Here is a 16,231-nt window from a genome sequence, read left to right on the forward strand (position 1 = left end):
TGACGCCGGGTGCCGTTCGTATCTTTTTCCGGGCGTTTTTGGTATGATAGAAGAAAAATCGGAGTTTTGCTTATGTCAGTATTTATCCTTTTTTATCTGTGGATTGTGCCGATTGTCATCGGCATCTTCTGTTCTCTTTTTGCTTATCGGACAACGGGTAAGAAACGTCTGATTCCCGGCTTTGTGATGATCGCATTAAGTATCGTTTCCTTAATCACGGGGCTTTGGATCGGCGGGGTGAACTACCATGTGTTCATCGGAGGCATGTTTTTATTCGGTACGTTTTTGGCCGGTTCCGCCTTCCCGTTTTTCTTCGCTCTTTCACGCAAACGAAAATAAACAGGCATGCCGCCTGTTTATTTTTTTACCTAAGCCTGCATTATAAAAACCGCTCCGATAAATGTGATTCCGCCTCAATCAGCCTATACATGCAGGCTCCAGCCCATGTTCTATTTCACGAAACTGCAGCTAAAATAAATCCTGCCAAAGAAGATTTTGAATTGCGAGAAAAATATCGTATTAAAATCCTATTTACCCAAAAAATACCTATTGATAGAATGGTATCTGAGAGGGAAAAATGTTCAAAGCGGATCATAAAGGTCCCGCCTAAATACATAGTCTTTCATTTCTCTCTACACTACATTTCTAAAGGAGGATTTCCCATTAGACACGCAGCTAAAGGCATTCTGTTTGCCGCATCTTTAGCCCTTGTAACTACTGCTTTTGTCCCCGCATCCTTAGCTAAAGAAAATCATCATAATACTGCCAATGCCACTGGAACGACAAAATCATTTTTTTATCAGACTGATACGCAATTTTCCTACGGACTTAAAGCACAAAGCGATGCATCTGTGTCAAAACCAGTCAAAGATGCAATCAGAGAGGTGCTGAAAAATAAAACAAAATTATTCAATCTTGTTGAAAAATTAGCGGGAAAGAAAATAAGAAATGAACTCGAATCCGTTTTCAATCAACATATAGAACCGGTTTTAAAGAAAATGCTGAACGAGTATGTCGCCTTAAGCTGGACTGATGTGGAAAAGAATCTTTATCTCTCACTTAAAAAGTCCGGACTTTCTGACAGCCAGGCTAAAAACCTCGCTCATTTGACAACTTTAGCAATGAAAGCTTTTTAAAATCATTCATAAATGATCGTCAGGAAAATACGTATGAAGTAAATGCAAAGTGCTGTTAGATTCACTCTAATAGCACTTTTTCATTGGAGATGTCACATGACTGTCTTTTTTACTGTTTTGCTCACTTTCTTATGCTGCCTTGTGATTTCATCTCTTATTTTTATGTTTCTATTAAAAAAAGAGATCGTGGATACACCGCCCAACCGCTTAGCTCATGCAGCATTCATCGTACTTATTGGATTCTCCCTGTTCTTCGCTATAACTGTACCTAGCCTAGTTATTTATTTTGCAGCTATAACTGTAAATCATTTTTTCGGAGAGTATATCATCTATGGTTCACTTTCAGACTTATACATATTTTCTGTTGTCGTAAGTATTTTAGCTTTAATTTATATGCTAATCCTTATGGCAATTGTAAAAGGAATTACTCATATTTTTAAATTACCTGCTTGGTCAGCCTATATACTTGAATTCATTTTTGCATGGGCTGCTGTTTACTTCTCAATCCAATACGTTTCCAATCATATCATTGAGAACATATCTATATTTCAAGGTGGAGAAATTCTTCTTTCATTGTTCATCACTTTCTTATTTTCGGGCCTGGATATCCTTTTTACTAATTTGGATAAGATCACAAAAGAGAAATTAGGCTAAGGGGGTAACAAATATGAGAATCATGACATATATATCCTATTTTTCTATTTCTTTAGTTTTGCAGGTGGTATGGCTGCTATTAATAAAAAGAACCTCTAATATATTTCTGATAGATATGATTACGGTGTCCTTCTTATTCACCCTCTTTATGTTCATCTTGGATCAAATGTTCAAAAATAAGCGGACACATTAGGGGCTGTTTTTTAATAATCCTCGGGCTTCTCTTTCGGTTTGAAATGATTCCGGATCTGGGGATGTTGCGGCGAACCGTTCATTAATGTTTAATACCAGCCTCTGTAAAATACTTCTCCTTTTATATAACATCCTGACTTTTCCGTCATATATTCAAACGAAAAAACTGCATGCAAAAGGGAGTAATGAAACATGATATTGTTTATTGGCAAGTTCATGTTGCTCTTTTTATTCTGTTCGCTGGCATATTATTTGTTTAAAATTGTTTATTACAATATAGGGAAGAACATTGCGCTTAAAACCCCGAAAGGGACAAAGACAAACCGGACGGCACTTGTGTTTGTCAAAAATGGAACTACACTGAATGAGGGAGATTACTTTATGATCGCTGTTGTGACCGCTCTCTGGCTGTTCTTGAGATGAATTGCACTGGTCCTTCATAAGTTTTTTAATCAGCCATCGCTCGCCAGCTGCCGATTTTCACAATCATCGTTTTCGTTTAGGACGACTATATGCAAGCAAGCCGCTCAACAAACAAAGGAGCTGTCGAGATCTTCTCGATAGCTCTTTTGTTTGTCCTTGAATGATTGAAGATAGGCTTAAAAATGGACGGCGTCTTTCTCATGCATGCATCGTTCAAGAAAACACTTCACAGCAAAACGGAAAGGTGAACGCAATACAAGTAACGGTTAAGAACCTTATGAGGCAGCGTATGTTGATTACTGGATAAGAAAAAGAAATCCCCCAGTCTTAAAAGGTGGAGGTCAAAAATTGGAGAACACTTAAATATTTATAGCTTTTTCAGCGATATAAAAAGTTCCAGAGTCACTCATTTCAGCAGTATAAACATTTGTCACACTTAATAATCCAGTAAAAAGAATACCGATTAAAGCGGAGCTGATTATAAGTTTCTTCATTATATAGCCTCCGTAACCTTAAGTATTTGTGTTTGGGCATGTATGGTTTTCTTTAAAAAGTTTCTTCCCTCTGCATAGTTTCTCTTCTCAAAATGAAAGTCACCTAATTTTTCGGTTAGCTCTGCGAAATCAGACCAAAGGCGTTTCTCTTCCAAGTAACCTAAGCTTTGTTTCACTTCTGTTTCATTATATTCTTCGTACAATGAATTAATGATTTTTAATTTAGCCAAATATTCCTCTTCATTAGAAGTCCGAGCACGATTTAAAGCCGTTTCATAAAAGAAACGTGCTTCCTTGGCTTTATCACATTGGTACAGGACATTCGCCATCATATATAATGATCTCACTCCATACACTGTATCAATATGTTCTTTCACGTCTATTGCCTTTTTGAAATTCTCTTCAGCAGCAATCAAATTTTTCCCTCTTAAATAAACTAAGCCTAAGTTATGAAAGATCACTCCGATAATTCTTTTCACTTTTTCCTCATCCAAGCCACGGGCGATACTTAATGCTTCCCGATAATATGATTCTGCCTCCGTCAGCCTGTACATATCGTACATGTTAGCACCGACCATCATATTACAGCCAATCACTTTCACTTTGTATAGTTGACTTTTTTCAAACAATTGCTTGGCTTTTTTTAAATGATTGAGGGAAACAAAGTGCTGATCAATTTGATAATAGGCATCAGCTATTTTGTAATGAAATTCAGCTTGCTCCATTTCATCTGATACAGCATTCAACTCTCTCTCTGCTTTGCGATAATAGCTTATCGCTTCAACATACTCTTTATGATCAAATTCATACATTCCACGAAAAAACAATGAGTAATATTTCAAGAGGCCTGTAAGTCTTTTTTGTGGTTTTTCTATTTTTTCAAGCAGTTCGTCGACTGTAGGGCGATCTCTATATCTGTCTTCCGGCTCCAAGGAATCTAACATCAATTGGTGACGAAAGCACGCACATCAATGAATAAAAGACAAGCAAATCCTGATCCTCTTCCATCTCCTCTATTTCCTGTTCTACTTCAGCCTTTAAAATCTCAGCATCAGGCACACTGAACTGGCGAATCATTTTGTACCATTCATTGATCTTGACACCAACTTGGGACGACGGTAAAACTTGGTCCACACTTATCCCTCCCTCTAATCACTATTTTTGTAATATTATAACTTTTCCTACAATAAACACAAACGAAAAAATCCCGCAATTTTCGTCGCGGGATTTTTGGGATTATGGTTTTGATGTACACTCTTGATTATACCATTTAATATTTTCGCTTTGTAAAATTCATTATAGTCTTAGTGATTGAACCGGAGATAAGGCAGGCTCCCGTCATGATAAACACCCAAATTAAAAATGTTGGCTCTGCCCCTATCACAACAAACATAAATATCAATGACAGGATCAATACGACGACAACCATAGTCCATACTTTTTTAAAGATGAAATACCCTATTATCCCCAGCATAAAAGAAGCTGCCGGAAGAATAATGAGTATGATATATGCAGGGCTCAAAAACGGGCTAATATAAACACCTCCTACTTATTTTAAAATTTCGAACCGGGCAATTTCCCACTCTTTTTTTGCTTTTAGCGGGATTGTTTTTACCTTTTTGCCTGATTTCAAATCATAAGACGTGATATCTCCAAGCTTGTTATCACGCTGGATATCAAAGTTTTTGAGTAAAACATACATCTCTCTGTCATTGAATTGAACATCATTCATTAATTTGTTATCATCCCCAGCATAAAAATCAAAAGATTTTTTCTTAACCATTTTTTTATCAAACACCTGCAGCTTCCCCTCAAAAGAAACAGCTAAGATGCTATCTTTTAATATTTTCAATTTTGCAGGATGAAACCCTTTCTCCATCTCGACTTCTTTTTTTACCTTAAGAGTCTCTCTGTCTATTAATATGAGCTTAGAATTCTCTTTCTCATTCACGTTATCATTAACTGCCAGTACAAATGTATTTTCATCTAGAGCTTGGAATGCATCCTTTTCATCCATGAAGTATATCCCTTTATTCGGTATGGATGCCTTGTTCTCTTGCTTATTTCTCTCTGGGTTAATTGAAAGGATGGACATACTTTCTTCATCACTTGAAATGACATAAATTTTATTTTTAGCGACGATTGCTGATCCAAGTTCTCCGTCAAGCTTTATTTGTTTCTTGTTTTTTCGGCTGTTTCCCTTCCAATATACCAGTTCACTTTCCAGCCCTTTGTCTGTATATCCAACGTTAATGTCATGGATGATATAACCGTCAGAACTATTTATAAAGAAAGCACCTTCATCCTCAGTTGTTTTTGACAAACTCTTTTCATTTATTTTGTTTATTTTTCCGGTTTTATTGTCTATCATCAAGTGATTATTGCTTCTATTTGATGAGAAGAACGTATCGTTTTTGTTATATGAAGACATCGTGAAATTTATACCATCTTTCAATTCCAAGCTATCCATTTTAGCACCATCTTCACCGTAAACCCCAATCTCACTTCCCCTATCTAAAGTGTTAGAAAAACCAACAATAAATTTTGCATTGTCAATATCCTTTAATACAGTCTTTTTATTGCTGCTTCTTTCCTCTTTTTCATTCCCAGTTTGGATGAGACCGCAAGAGGTTGTGACTATCAGTATGCAAATGAAAATAAACAGGGTCTTAAGTCTATTCATATTTTCCTCCCTTTGAAATGACAAAACAACCGGTGCAGCACCGATTGTTTTTGTCAATTTGTTTAACCCTTGTGATAAAAGATTGTTGTGTTATTGGATTTTACAAGCTCCATTGGTGTTACAACGCTGTCCCATTTGACATTGTCAATATCAATACCTTGGTTTTTCCAAGAACGCCAAGCTAATTGAGAACAATAAAATTTAGCAGTTGTCTTTTTATTTAAAAAGTTGAAATTATATTTCTTTTTATTATCTGCTTGCTTTTCCGCATATTTTGCAGCGTTTATATACTTATTGTTATTCGATCCTTTAACCCATAGACCATAAACTTTCTTTTTACTTCCCCAGTTATTATTATATCTGCGAACTCCATCTTGGTTTATAGGGCTCCAGCTTTTCGCCCATGCTTCAACTGTTTTTGATTTGTTAGTTGAAACAACCGCAGCATGTCCTACACCAATAGACCAACTTCCAGAATTAATTTCATAGCTTGTAAGAACATCACCTTTTGTACCTAACGCTTTTGCTGCAATTTGGTTCTTGGGCTGATATTCAGGCTCCTTGTATTTAGGAAGAACTTCATCAATTTGACCAGAGGCTTTCAATTCTTTGATTTCTTTTTGGGAATCCTTATACAAGTCTTCTGCATGTTCTTGTACATACGCATACTCTTCTTTACTCATTTCATAGAATTTCTGTACTTCCTCACTTGTCATGCCGGCATCTTTCATTTCCTGTATTTCCGTTTGGACTTTTTCATTAGTAAGTTGCGGAAATTCTTCAGCATGTGCACTTTTCCCAAATCCCAAGCCTAAACCGGAAATCAACATAGTTGTAGAGAACATGGTGGTAAGTAAAAATTTACTCTTTTTCACGTCAGTATCTCCCTATTGAATATTTTTCCTTCTTTTCTAATATATGGGATATAAATAAGGTTGTAAACACCTTTTTTGAATTATTTAGGATATTTTAATCATTTCTATCTAGTGCATAATGACACAAAATCGGGATATGCAGTGCCAACTGAACTATAGGATTTGGGTTTTGCACGATGTTTATCAGGCAATGTGTTGTTTCACTATTTCTTCGTAAGGTTACCCTTCAAATTTTATACAAATTTACAAGTATTTGAAACGGCTTCCAACAAACACATTCTACCATTGATGCGAACCACAATTCTATATACTTCTTTATTTTTATGAAATATATAGAATTGTGGTACAGCCCTATTAAAGGGCTGTTTCATTTATTTCAGAAGAGACAACATTTTTGCTTTCGTTTTTGGCCCGTAAATACCGTCCGCAGTCAATCCATACATGGACTGGAACCGTTTGACTGCATTTGCAGTCTTCGGTCCGTAATAGCCGTCTATTCCGTTATTCTTCGCCCCTTTGTCCGGGTAGTAATAAAGAGCCGCTAAAGCCGTCTGGATCTGTTTCACAGCTGTTCCCTTAGTTAAGGGGCTTGTCACTTTAAAAACGCCTGACGGCAGCGTGTAAGATGATTTCTTTCCTTTTGTTGGAGAGCCGGCCGAATCCGCCAGCTTTAATACTTGGCCGACTTTGAAAAATTCGGGTCCTTGATACCGTTCAACCTTTGCAGGGCGGCCATGCTTACGCCTGACTTCTATGCAATGACGATAATATTCCGCCTTTTTTGACGGTGTACGTCAGCACTGGTCCTTTTCCTGTTTTTTGATAGAGGCTCACGGCGCTCATCATCACCCACCCCCGAGCCATCTAATTGAGTTTGAGTTTGTTTTTAAATTTCTTCATCCTTCTGAAGCTGTATATTGAGCTCTATGAGCTTTTTTAAGTCGTCCACAGTGTTTACCTCTATTCGACCGTTTTGAAAGTCTCTGATCCACTGTGCAATGCCTGCACTAACGATTTTCCGATACTTCTCTTTGAATTCACTGATATTTTCAAGAACATCGGTTTTATGTAAAAGCAGAGCTTTTCCTTCTCTTCATCAGAATAGGAACATACGTTTGTTTTTCTCTTGTCATGCTCCCCATCCTCCATTACAATATGAATCAGAGCGTGATTTCCCACAAACGCGGCCGCGTCATGATCACGCTCTCGCAGGGAGCTATCTCTGTTGTGATTGGAGGGTGTTAGTAGCACCTTCCTTTTTAAAAAAGCACTTATTAATTACTACTTGTATGTTTTTCGAATTTTATATGCGGCAATTCAAAAATACTATAAAGAATTGAATCTATTGTCTCCAAGTACTGTAATAAATCTGACCTTTTAGGCTTGAAGAATTGATGCACTGTTTGGTTTCCTATATCTTTAATTTCAAGGAATATCCTTTGTTGTGTATCATTAATTATTTCTTTTTCTTTAAGCTTTTTTATCTTCTCTTCTAAACTTATGGGAACCATGACTGGCTCATTATTTTTGTCGAAAATCGGTTTTCCATTTTTTATTCTTTGTCTCTTATCATCGATTCCTTTTACTTTACATATTGTTTCAATTAACATTCTAATACCCGTATTACATAATAAATTCATACGTTGTCGATATGCATATATTGCTTCATTTCTAATCTCACTTATTAAGTCTGGCAAATTTGCAAACTCAAATTTCTCATCATAATCTGATAACTGAGGAGGACCAAAAGGATTCTCCTTCATTGGCTCTTTTGGATAGACTCTATATTCTTTATAGTACAACCTATCAGTATGATAATCTGGACCTGTTACTTCAAACATATCCTCATCCTCATATATATCTAGAAAAGCAAAAGTATCGCATCCCATACATTGCACAATATAAAATTCATAGGTACAAGTGGGGGATCAGGGGTTTTTTGTTAAAAACTTTTGAACATGAAATTCAAAAAAATAAACAGCACGATTATCGTCACAACAATAAAGGCCTCTCTTGTGAAGTTTTTATCATCTTCTTTTTGCTGTTTCTTTCTCTTAATCTCTTCTCTGTATTTTCTTTGAACCTCTTTCTTTTTATCATCCATTATCTAAACTCCTCTGAGTCCTTTTTCTCTTTATCACTTGCACCCCTCCTTTCAGTTATTGCAATTTTATCGTGCGACAAATAAGTACACCAGTGAAAAAAGCCTTGACTATAAAGCCTTCTCGCACAGCTGAGACTTTAAAAGATGAATTTAATTTAACGGATAAAAAACAGCCCGATACTTCCGGAATGAATGACAATTGTTTGACTGCTTGCACTCTGTTCCCTCCTTAAAGTAATAGAGCGGGCATTAAATACATATCCTCATGCTGAATGCCAGAAGCGGCGGCTCGTCGTCGATGACGACCGGCTCATTTGAGTTAAGCGCTTCATGAGAATGATTCCGCCTTCTTATTTTTTCTTAAACAACAAACCGATTCAAAACCAATATAAAATATTTCATTATTTAGAATGTTTGCGTAAGTTTTGCATAACAAAAATTTAAAAAGAGTGAGGAGGGAAACATTTGATAATCAGAAGCGCAGAACACTATGATGTAAAACAATTGACCGATTTAATGTATTTATATATCGTGGATTTTTATAAAAGACCTAAGCCACCGATTGAAAAGATACATCATTTGATTAAAATGTTATTTGAGAAGAACAGGGGTATTCAATTCGTTGCTGAACAAGATGGGGAACTTATTGGCTTTGCAACATTATATTTTAGTTTTAGTACGACGAAAGCAGATAAAATAACAATAATGAATGATTTATTCGTGGCAGAAAAAGCAAGAGGTACAGGAGCAGCCCAAGAACTGTTTAAAAGTTGTGAGGCATTTACAAAAGAAAACGGGTATGCGCATATGTCGTGGATAACTGCATCTGATAATTACCGTGCACAAAAGTTCTATAAAAAGATGGGCGGTTCTCTGGGAGATTGGCTGACCTATTCCATATAACCCGACATGACCTTATTGAAGAAAAAACTAAAATAAAAAGCCGGGCTTTTACTATGGCTTATCTGGGTAAATAAATAAAAATTAACAGGCATGCTGCCTGTTAATTTTTTTATAACCACCGGCTTCTTAAAACAGCCGTTTTAAGCTTTTCTTGAGTGACGGCATTTCGATTTTTTGGTTTTCAAAGAAGTTTTTCAGCATGTATTTGCTGAAGCCCTTCGCTTGGCCGTAAGTGATTTTTCCCGGAAGCGGCGGCTCGTCGCCGATGACGGCGTCGATGACGACCGGCTCATTTGAGTTGAGCGCTTCATGAAAAGCGGGAGCCAATTCCTCGTGTTTCGTCACTTTGATGCCTTTTGCCCCGCAGCTTTCTGCAAAGGCGGCGTAATCCATATTTTGCAGCTGGGTGACGTAGTCAATGTTGCCTTTGACCCGCTGTTCATATTCAATCATGCCTAGATTTTCGTTGTTTAAAACGACAACCGTAATCGGCAGTTTATATTTAACAGCCGTCGGCAGATCCTGCATCACCATTGAAAATCCGCCGTCTCCGCAAATGGCGATGGACTGCCGCTCAGGTTCGGCAAGGCTTGCGGCAATCGCTCCCGGAAGCCCGCATCCCATTGTGGCGAGCCAGCTTGAGACGATAAAGTCCTGCTTCTTCATTTTAAAATGGCGGGCCATCCACACTGTAACCGTTCCGACATCCACTGACAGGACGGCGTCCTCTGCGGCCGCATCCTGAAGCCGGGCAATGACCTGCTGCGGCTTGAGCGGATGAGTCGCTTCGGTTTCATCCTTTTCGATTTCCTTCCACCAATGCTTCATGTGCTCGGTGCAGGCGTCCAAAAATCTTCTGTCTTCTTTATATTCAATGTATTCCGTCAGCTCTTTCAGCCCCAGAGCCGCATCACTGACGATTCCCGCATTGACGGGATAGCGCTTCCCGATTTTTGCCGGATCCGAATCAAGCTGAATGGCAGGCGTATCATCCGGGAGATAATCCCTGTACGGGAACGATGTGCCGAGCATGATCAGCAGATCGCATTCCTCCATTGCTTCGTAGGCGGGCTTTGTGCCGATTTGCCCGAGATTCCCGAGAAAGTGGGGATGGCTGTCAGGCACGACGCCTTTTGCCGGAAGGGTGATCACAATCGGAGCGGCCGCTTTATCGGCGAATGCGAGCAGCTCCTCTTTTGCTGATTTTAACCCTTGGCCGGCGAGAATGACCGGTTTTTTTGCGTTGTTAATATATTGCGCGCATGTCACGAGATGTTCTTTTTTCGGCTCTATATCAGCTTTGAGGTATATCGGCGATGTGTAAACCGGCTCCCGTTTGATTTTTTGCGCGAATAAATCATCAGAAACGGTTAAAACGGCAACGCCTTTTTTGCTGTAAGCCGTGCGGATCGCCTGATTCAGAAGATCGGGCAGCGCTTCTGCCGTATGTACCTGCTGGTTGAATACCGCCACGTCCTCAAACATCTGCTCTAATTTGATTTCCTGAAAGCTGTCACGGCCGATTTCATCGGAAGCCACCTGTCCCGCAATCGCCAGCACCGGAACGCCGTCCGCTTTGGCGTCGTATAAACCGTTCAGCAGATGAACGGCCCCCGGTCCTGCGATTGAAAGGCAGACACCGATCTGCCCGGTCAGTTTTGCCTCAGCCGCGGCAGCCAGGGCTGCGACTTCCTCGTGCCGGGTTTGGATGAATGTCAGGTTATTTCGTTCATGTCTCAGTTCTTCGATAAATTCATTAATGCTGTCTCCGGGAATGCCGTATATATGACCGACTCCCCATTGTTCAAGCAGCTCCGTCATTACGTGTCCTGCTGTTTTACTTGGCATACTGCATCCTCCTTTTACCTGTATTCATCCCCTTTTTCATACGGGTTGAAACACGGGCTATACTCTCAGCTTTTTTCTCAGCAGATCAAGGATGGATAACAAATTTCGGTCTTTAAGGACTGCCTTACGATTTGCCGCCCCATTGAGTCCGTCTTTTATTTGCCGTTTTCTGTTCGGCACCATGAACAGCGGCAGCCGGTTTGGGGAAAACCAGCGTAATGCGGCGGTTTCCCGCCCGTTCATCAGCGGTGTTCCTCCGGTAATGGCTCCGATGAATACATGCTGTGTATCTTCAAATGCCGGCCTTTCATACTCACCGGCTTTATGCAGAATGGTCACGTTATAACCGGTTTCTTCGAAGGCCTCTCTGACGGCTGCGGCTTCAGGTATTTCACCTTCTGCGACCCTGCCTCCGGGCAAATCCCATAAGGGAATGTCTTTTCGTTTTACGAGCAATATCTTCCGCCCCTCATTTTGTATGATGACAAACGCGCCTTGTGCCATGTCGCCCTCCTTTACAAAAAAGACCGCGGCATTTCAGCCTGCGGTCTTTCCGTTACTTTTTAAAATGATACGGCAGGGTGGCGACGATGATGTCCTTCTTCCAAAACAGCCGGACGCGGAGCAAGAAGGCTGATTGGTTGTGAAGGATGGTCTGCCAGCGTTTTTTCGTAATAAATTGCGGAAACAGCACCATCACGGAGAACTGTTCTTTTTTCGCTTTTTGTTCGACCGTTTCCAAAAACTTATCAAACGGGTGAACCAGACTGCGGTATGAGGAATGCAGGGTGACGAGGCGGACGCCGTTATGAAGCTCTTCCCAGCGCTTTTCCACCTTTTTTTCGTGTTCTCTGTCAAAGGAAACATGAACCGCAATGACCTGATCCGATAATGATTTCGCATACTGAATCGATTTTTGGACGACGGTGGTGACACCGGCGACAGGCACGATGACGACGGTTCCCTTGATTTCCTCAGGCTGCTGATCAACGACCCGTAGCTGTTCGCCGACCGCGGTGTAGTGATTTTTAATGACGAAAAACAGCATGACGACAGCAGGCATGAATAACAGCACCGGCCAGACAAGATTGAACTTCGTCGCGAATAAAATACACAGCACCATAAATGAAATGGCGGCGCCGCATGAGTTGATCAGCATTTTTACCGCCCAGCCCTTCGGCTTCTGCCTGATCCACTTGATGCACATTCCCGTCTGCGACAGCGTAAACGGAATGAACACGCCGACGGCATAAAGCGGAATTAAATGTTCCGTGCGGCCGCCGAATAAAAGAATGAGCAGGATGGACGCGATACCGAGAAAGATGATTCCGTTTGAAAAGCCTAATCGGTCGCCTCGTACCGTAAACATTCTCGGCATATACTGATCGCGCGCTAAATTAAACGCCAGCTGCGGAAAAGCGGAAAAGCCCGTATTCGCCGCAAGCACGAGAATCAATGATGTAACGCCTTGAATGAAATAATACACCGTATGGCGTCCGAAAGTTTCCGCGGCGATTTGTGAAATAACGGTCTCGTTAGGCTTCGGACCCGTGCCGTAGCCGTACGCCAGCACCGTAATCCCTGTAAATAAGATCGCCAGCAGAATCCCCATCATGGCCAAAGTGCGGGCCGCGTTTTTCGCCGGAGGATTTTTAAAGGCCGGGATCGCGTTTGAAATGGCTTCCACACCGGTCAGTGCCGAGCAGCCGGATGAAAAGGCCTTCAGCAGCAAAAACAGCGTGATGCCCGCTACGGGCGTGCCGATCGGTGTATGCTCGGCCGGATGAACCTGCCCCGTCATGAGCTTAAACAGTCCGACGACGATCAAAAGGACAAGCGCCGCCACAAACAGATAGACGGGATACGCCAAAATGGACGCCGACTCTGACAGCCCTCTCAAATTTAAAATCATAATCAGAATCACAAGCAAAACAGCAATGAGCAAATGATACGGGTGCAAAGCCGGAAATGCCGATGTAATCGCATCAGTTCCGGCAGAAATGCTTACCGCAACAGTCAGAATATAATCAACAAGCAATGAGCCCCCCGCAATCAGGCCCGGCTTCTCACCAAGGTTTTCTTTTGACACCATATAAGCGCCCCCGCCTTGCGGATAAGCGTAAATAATCTGTCTGTAGGACAGAATCAAAGCAAGCAGCAAAATGAGAACACCCGCTGCGATCGGAATGGAATACCAAAACGCGGCCGCGCTTACCGCAGCCAAAATGATCAGAATCTGTTCCGTTCCGTAAGCAACTGATGACAGCGCGTCTGAAGAAAGCATGGCGAGCGCCTTGAGTTTCGTGAGTTTCTGCTCTCCGGCCGCCTGTGATTTCAGCGGTTTCCCAATCAAAAATCTTTTGATTGAATGGTACATTTTTTGTCTTCCCCTTTTTTTCATTTTCCGTTTGATTTACAAACCCTTACTGCTATGATGTCTCTGAATAACGATTGCATGCCATATTTCGGCACAGCAAAAAGACACAGAGGCAAACGGATGCCCCTGCGCCATAATCGTGCACAGGTTTCATTCATCTCCTCTCATGAACGCTTACGAGGTTAGCTGTCGGATTCGGGCTGATGAGAGTTGGCCCTACCTGAAAAAGGATTCACCCCAAGCGGCATGACGCGCCGCAAATTGGTTCCCCCGCTCTGATTACAGATTAAGCGATATAGATTATAAAAGAGATCATACTCCCGTCCCGTTCAGTTGTAAAGGGGCTTTTATGCTGTTTCAAAAATAAAAAAATCACCGCCAAAAATGGAAATAAAAATACAAAAAAAGAGGCCTGTTAACGGCCTCTTTTTCCTTCATTACTCTTCACTTTTTTCATTATCCGCTTTTCTTTTTTTCCTTCTTGCCGTCAGCCAGATCAGACCGGCCGCAATAATTATAAGCGCCGCGAAAACAGCGATATACGTGACGTTCAGTGCTGCGGAACGGCTTTTCGTATCAGGCGCCGGACTGCTGTCGTCGGATTTGATTTGCTGATGGTTTGAAAACAGCTGCTTGCCGGCCGTTTCGTTGACGACGGTTGCGGCATCGCTTGTGCTGTCTAAAAAGCTGATCAGCTCTTTTGTGACAGACGCGCCGCTGCCTGATAACGGAGCAAAAACAGCGATGCTTCGGCCGGAGTCCCAAGGTGATTCCTGGGTAAACGCGACTTGTTTCGTTGTCTCATTCAGCATCTGAAACGAAGAAACATCGTACGCGCCGCTGCGGTCTGACGGCACGAGAAGCTTAGAGGCGTTTGATTTCAAAAGCGGAATTTGCGGCAGGCCTCCGATAAACACAACATTCCGGCCTTTGGCATCCGCTTCCTTCATGTCTGATGCCGTCTTTACGGTAAAGCCGTTTCCGAATGAATCCGCCACCAGAGAAAGTTCTTTCAGTGTCTGTATGTTTACATTATCCGGGATGACGATCACTGTTTTCTCTTTCACGCCGCCCGCAAACGGGAGCGGCCATTGCCCGAAATCCGCTTTCTGCGCCGCATCACTTACCGGATACGTCAGCATGCTGCTTTTATCAATATAGACCCATTTATTTTCGTCACGGTCGATACACGGGTTGTTATGTTTCAAACCTGATGTGACAAATTGCAGATCAATGTACCTGCTGCTTCGCAAAAGCTTCGGATCAATCGGGATGGAGACGTGGTAAAAGCCGTCTTTATCTTGATTGCCGAGATCATCAAGACGCACCGCATTCGGCTGTCCGTTGACCATGACGTTCAGCTCCGCTCTCTCAGCGTCATCATCTGAATCCGCCTTCGTCCGGATCGATTCCGACGTTTTTAATGTAAGTGAAAGCTTGACCTTACCGTCTTTATCAACAGCGGCCGCCGCAGGGTAAAAGAAGTGCTCTGACGCCGTTTTGTTTGATCCGACCATTACATTTCCCGCGCCGAAGTCCTCTAGTGTCAGTTTATTGCCTGTCTTTTCCACAGCGGGCTGAAGGCGGCCGATTGTCAAAGTATCTCCGCCCAGCTGGCTTGAATAAGCGCTGTCTGTGATGACGCGGATTTTATCCGCCAGCGTTTTGTCTGAGTGCGCCGTGACAAACAGGACGGGCTGCCGTTTGTCCCCTGATGTCAGAACCCGTTCGGCGAGAAGGAGTTTGTTGTCTTCCGCTTTGAAGTTCCCCCGTTCGAAAAGCTCTTTTATTTTCCCGTTCCAATGCTGATCAGCGCCGATGACAATTGACGGATTGCTGATTTTGCCGGCATCGGATTCTTTTACATAGGATACCTTCAGCCTGCTGTCTGCCGTTTTCAGAAATCCTTCTGCTTTGACTGCGGCTTCAGCTTCCGCCGAGGTCGGTTTGTCAGGAAGGATAATATCGGTTTCTTCACCCGTATTGCCTGATTGGGCAAACGGATACGGGAAATGGCCGAGATCCGCTCCCTTTGACTTGCTTGCTTCTGAAAGCACAAGGCGGCTGTCCGGATAAATTTTTATCCAGTTGCCTGACGTATCCTGCCTGACGCAGACGCCCTCTTTTAATACGCCGTAAAATCGTAATGATACATTGTGATAGCCTTGGGCGGATTGGCTTTTGCTGAGATTGAGCTTCACCGTTTTCCGCTTGGAGCTGCCGTCAAGCTTTATGGATTTGACGGGTTCATCATCAATGGCGATGGTTAAAGAAGACGGGGCAATTAATAAGTTTGACGCCTCGTAATCAATCAGAAGCGACTGATCGGCATTCGAAGCTCCCGCAGGAATCTGATAGGTCAGCTCTGAGCTGTCTTTCGTCCCGTACAGTGTCATCAGATCGCCAGTCAGCGCCTGCTGCTCTTTTGCGCCGGCGCTTGTTCCGAGAGCGGAACCGTCCGTTTTCAGCTCCCGGGCCGCGGCCGCCTGCCCGTTATACATCAATAGCAAAAGGCCAGTTATCAATATCGCTTTTTTCAAAA

The 16,231-nt window shown here is 42.0% G+C and carries 16 protein-coding genes, 3 pseudogenes and 1 riboswitch; of the genes and pseudogenes, 5 read left to right on the forward strand and 14 right to left on the reverse strand.

The window, feature by feature from the left end; all coding sequences use genetic code 11:
• Positions 1–72 precede the first annotated feature (72 nt).
• The 4 genes from C5I45_RS17290 (at position 73) to C5I45_RS20000 (ending at position 2,405) form a co-directional block, all read left to right on the forward strand.
• Positions 73–339 carry a hypothetical protein gene (locus tag C5I45_RS17290; protein ID WP_003156241.1) on the forward strand — a complete coding sequence of 89 codons (267 nt, stop codon included), beginning with the start codon at positions 73–75 and terminating at the stop codon, positions 337–339.
• Positions 340–428: 89 nt separating this feature from the next.
• A complete protein-coding gene (locus C5I45_RS19820; protein WP_224979436.1) occupies positions 429–1,136 on the forward strand; it encodes a hypothetical protein in 708 nt (235 codons plus the stop codon).
• Positions 1,137–1,232: 96 nt separating this feature from the next.
• Entirely contained in the window at positions 1,233–1,790 is a 558-nt protein-coding gene (locus C5I45_RS17300) for a hypothetical protein (RefSeq protein ID WP_025853740.1), read from the forward strand.
• A gap of 384 nt (positions 1,791–2,174) precedes the next feature.
• Positions 2,175–2,405 carry a hypothetical protein gene (locus C5I45_RS20000; RefSeq protein WP_025853742.1) on the forward strand — a complete coding sequence of 77 codons (231 nt, stop codon included), beginning with the start codon at positions 2,175–2,177 and terminating at the stop codon, positions 2,403–2,405.
• 359 nt (positions 2,406–2,764) lie between these two features.
• Here the strand turns inward: C5I45_RS20000 and C5I45_RS20130 are convergent, their stop codons facing one another.
• The 10 genes and pseudogenes from C5I45_RS20130 to C5I45_RS19690 all read right to left on the reverse strand — a co-directional run bounded on the left by C5I45_RS20130 (position 2,765) and on the right by C5I45_RS19690 (position 8,778).
• Complete coding sequence (locus C5I45_RS20130; RefSeq protein WP_254922222.1) at positions 2,765–2,899, reverse strand: hypothetical protein; 135 nt, start codon at positions 2,897–2,899, stop codon at positions 2,765–2,767.
• Positions 2,899–4,033, reverse strand: a pseudogene (locus C5I45_RS17315) (response regulator aspartate phosphatase). The gene C5I45_RS20130 and the pseudogene C5I45_RS17315 overlap by 1 nt, the downstream one beginning before the upstream one ends.
• A 136-nt stretch (positions 4,034–4,169) precedes the next feature.
• A complete protein-coding gene (locus tag C5I45_RS17320) occupies positions 4,170–4,373 on the reverse strand; it encodes a DUF2651 family protein (protein WP_228767510.1) in 204 nt (67 codons plus the stop codon).
• Between the two features lie 75 nt (positions 4,374–4,448).
• Positions 4,449–5,582: a hypothetical protein gene (locus C5I45_RS17325; protein ID WP_025853743.1), complete on the reverse strand. Its 1,134-nt coding sequence runs from the start codon at positions 5,580–5,582 to the stop codon at positions 4,449–4,451.
• Positions 5,583–5,644: 62 nt separating this feature from the next.
• On the reverse strand, positions 5,645–6,412 hold the full coding sequence (locus C5I45_RS17330; protein ID WP_079890911.1) for a septation ring formation regulator EzrA: 768 nt from the start codon (positions 6,410–6,412) through the stop codon (positions 5,645–5,647).
• 416 nt (positions 6,413–6,828) lie between these two features.
• A pseudogene (locus tag C5I45_RS17335) lies at positions 6,829–7,083 on the reverse strand (peptidoglycan-binding domain-containing protein); the annotation flags it as partial.
• 260 nt (positions 7,084–7,343) lie between these two features.
• Positions 7,344–7,606: pseudogene (locus tag C5I45_RS20005) on the reverse strand (hypothetical protein).
• 125 nt (positions 7,607–7,731) lie between these two features.
• Entirely contained in the window at positions 7,732–8,298 is a 567-nt protein-coding gene (locus tag C5I45_RS17345; protein WP_224979435.1) for a DUF4145 domain-containing protein, read from the reverse strand.
• 101 nt (positions 8,299–8,399) lie between these two features.
• Positions 8,400–8,561 carry a hypothetical protein gene (locus C5I45_RS17350; protein ID WP_014304372.1) on the reverse strand — a complete coding sequence of 54 codons (162 nt, stop codon included), beginning with the start codon at positions 8,559–8,561 and terminating at the stop codon, positions 8,400–8,402.
• A 55-nt stretch (positions 8,562–8,616) separates the two neighbouring features.
• Positions 8,617–8,778: a hypothetical protein gene (locus C5I45_RS19690; RefSeq protein WP_154018559.1), complete on the reverse strand. Its 162-nt coding sequence runs from the start codon at positions 8,776–8,778 to the stop codon at positions 8,617–8,619.
• Positions 8,779–9,026: 248 nt separating this feature from the next.
• On the opposite strand from C5I45_RS19690, the gene C5I45_RS17355 reads away from it, so the two are divergent.
• Positions 9,027–9,464, forward strand: coding sequence for a GNAT family N-acetyltransferase (locus C5I45_RS17355; RefSeq protein ID WP_107994537.1), 438 nt, complete (start codon positions 9,027–9,029; stop codon positions 9,462–9,464).
• A gap of 126 nt (positions 9,465–9,590) precedes the next feature.
• Here the strand turns inward: C5I45_RS17355 and C5I45_RS17360 are convergent, their stop codons facing one another.
• The 4 genes from C5I45_RS17360 to C5I45_RS17375 all read right to left on the reverse strand — a co-directional run bounded on the left by C5I45_RS17360 (position 9,591) and on the right by C5I45_RS17375 (position 16,229).
• Entirely contained in the window at positions 9,591–11,312 is a 1,722-nt protein-coding gene (locus C5I45_RS17360) for a pyruvate oxidase (RefSeq protein WP_014304370.1), read from the reverse strand.
• A gap of 57 nt (positions 11,313–11,369) precedes the next feature.
• Positions 11,370–11,816, reverse strand: a complete 447-nt coding sequence (locus tag C5I45_RS17365) for an NUDIX hydrolase (protein ID WP_107994538.1) — start codon at positions 11,814–11,816, stop codon at positions 11,370–11,372.
• 52 nt (positions 11,817–11,868) lie between these two features.
• Positions 11,869–13,689: an APC family permease gene (locus tag C5I45_RS17370; protein WP_003156252.1), complete on the reverse strand. Its 1,821-nt coding sequence runs from the start codon at positions 13,687–13,689 to the stop codon at positions 11,869–11,871.
• Between the two features lie 156 nt (positions 13,690–13,845).
• Positions 13,846–13,992, reverse strand: a riboswitch (cyclic di-AMP (ydaO/yuaA leader).
• 134 nt (positions 13,993–14,126) lie between these two features.
• Positions 14,127–16,229 (reverse strand): cellulose biosynthesis cyclic di-GMP-binding regulatory protein BcsB, encoded by a 2,103-nt coding sequence (locus C5I45_RS17375; RefSeq protein WP_107994539.1) that lies wholly within the window; start codon positions 16,227–16,229, stop codon positions 14,127–14,129.
• Between the last annotated feature and the right edge of the window lie 2 nt (positions 16,230–16,231).

The organism is Bacillus sp. ZY-1-1 (genome assembly GCF_003047165.1).
In the GTDB taxonomy this organism is placed as follows: domain Bacteria; phylum Bacillota; class Bacilli; order Bacillales; family Bacillaceae; genus Bacillus; species Bacillus velezensis.

What these genes read in the sequence shown, in the direction of transcription:
- C5I45_RS17290 (WP_003156241.1), top strand. Translation starts at nt 73, where the DNA reads ATGTCAGTATTTATCCTTTTTTATCTGTGGATTGTGCCGATTGTCATC.
- C5I45_RS19820 (WP_224979436.1), top strand. Translation starts at nt 429, where the DNA reads ATGCAGGCTCCAGCCCATGTTCTATTTCACGAAACTGCAGCTAAAATA.
- C5I45_RS17300 (WP_025853740.1), top strand. Translation starts at nt 1,233, where the DNA reads ATGACTGTCTTTTTTACTGTTTTGCTCACTTTCTTATGCTGCCTTGTG.
- C5I45_RS20000 (WP_025853742.1), top strand. Translation starts at nt 2,175, where the DNA reads ATGATATTGTTTATTGGCAAGTTCATGTTGCTCTTTTTATTCTGTTCG.
- C5I45_RS20130 (WP_254922222.1), bottom strand. Translation starts at nt 2,899, where the DNA reads ATGAAGAAACTTATAATCAGCTCCGCTTTAATCGGTATTCTTTTTACT.
- C5I45_RS17320 (WP_228767510.1), bottom strand. Translation starts at nt 4,373, where the DNA reads ATGCTGGGGATAATAGGGTATTTCATCTTTAAAAAAGTATGGACTATG.
- C5I45_RS17325 (WP_025853743.1), bottom strand. Translation starts at nt 5,582, where the DNA reads ATGAATAGACTTAAGACCCTGTTTATTTTCATTTGCATACTGATAGTC.
- C5I45_RS17330 (WP_079890911.1), bottom strand. Translation starts at nt 6,412, where the DNA reads ATGTTGATTTCCGGTTTAGGCTTGGGATTTGGGAAAAGTGCACATGCT.
- C5I45_RS17345 (WP_224979435.1), bottom strand. Translation starts at nt 8,298, where the DNA reads ATGTTTGAAGTAACAGGTCCAGATTATCATACTGATAGGTTGTACTAT.
- C5I45_RS17350 (WP_014304372.1), bottom strand. Translation starts at nt 8,561, where the DNA reads ATGGATGATAAAAAGAAAGAGGTTCAAAGAAAATACAGAGAAGAGATT.
- C5I45_RS17360 (WP_014304370.1), bottom strand. Translation starts at nt 11,312, where the DNA reads ATGCCAAGTAAAACAGCAGGACACGTAATGACGGAGCTGCTTGAACAA.
- C5I45_RS17365 (WP_107994538.1), bottom strand. Translation starts at nt 11,816, where the DNA reads ATGGCACAAGGCGCGTTTGTCATCATACAAAATGAGGGGCGGAAGATA.
- C5I45_RS17370 (WP_003156252.1), bottom strand. Translation starts at nt 13,689, where the DNA reads ATGTACCATTCAATCAAAAGATTTTTGATTGGGAAACCGCTGAAATCA.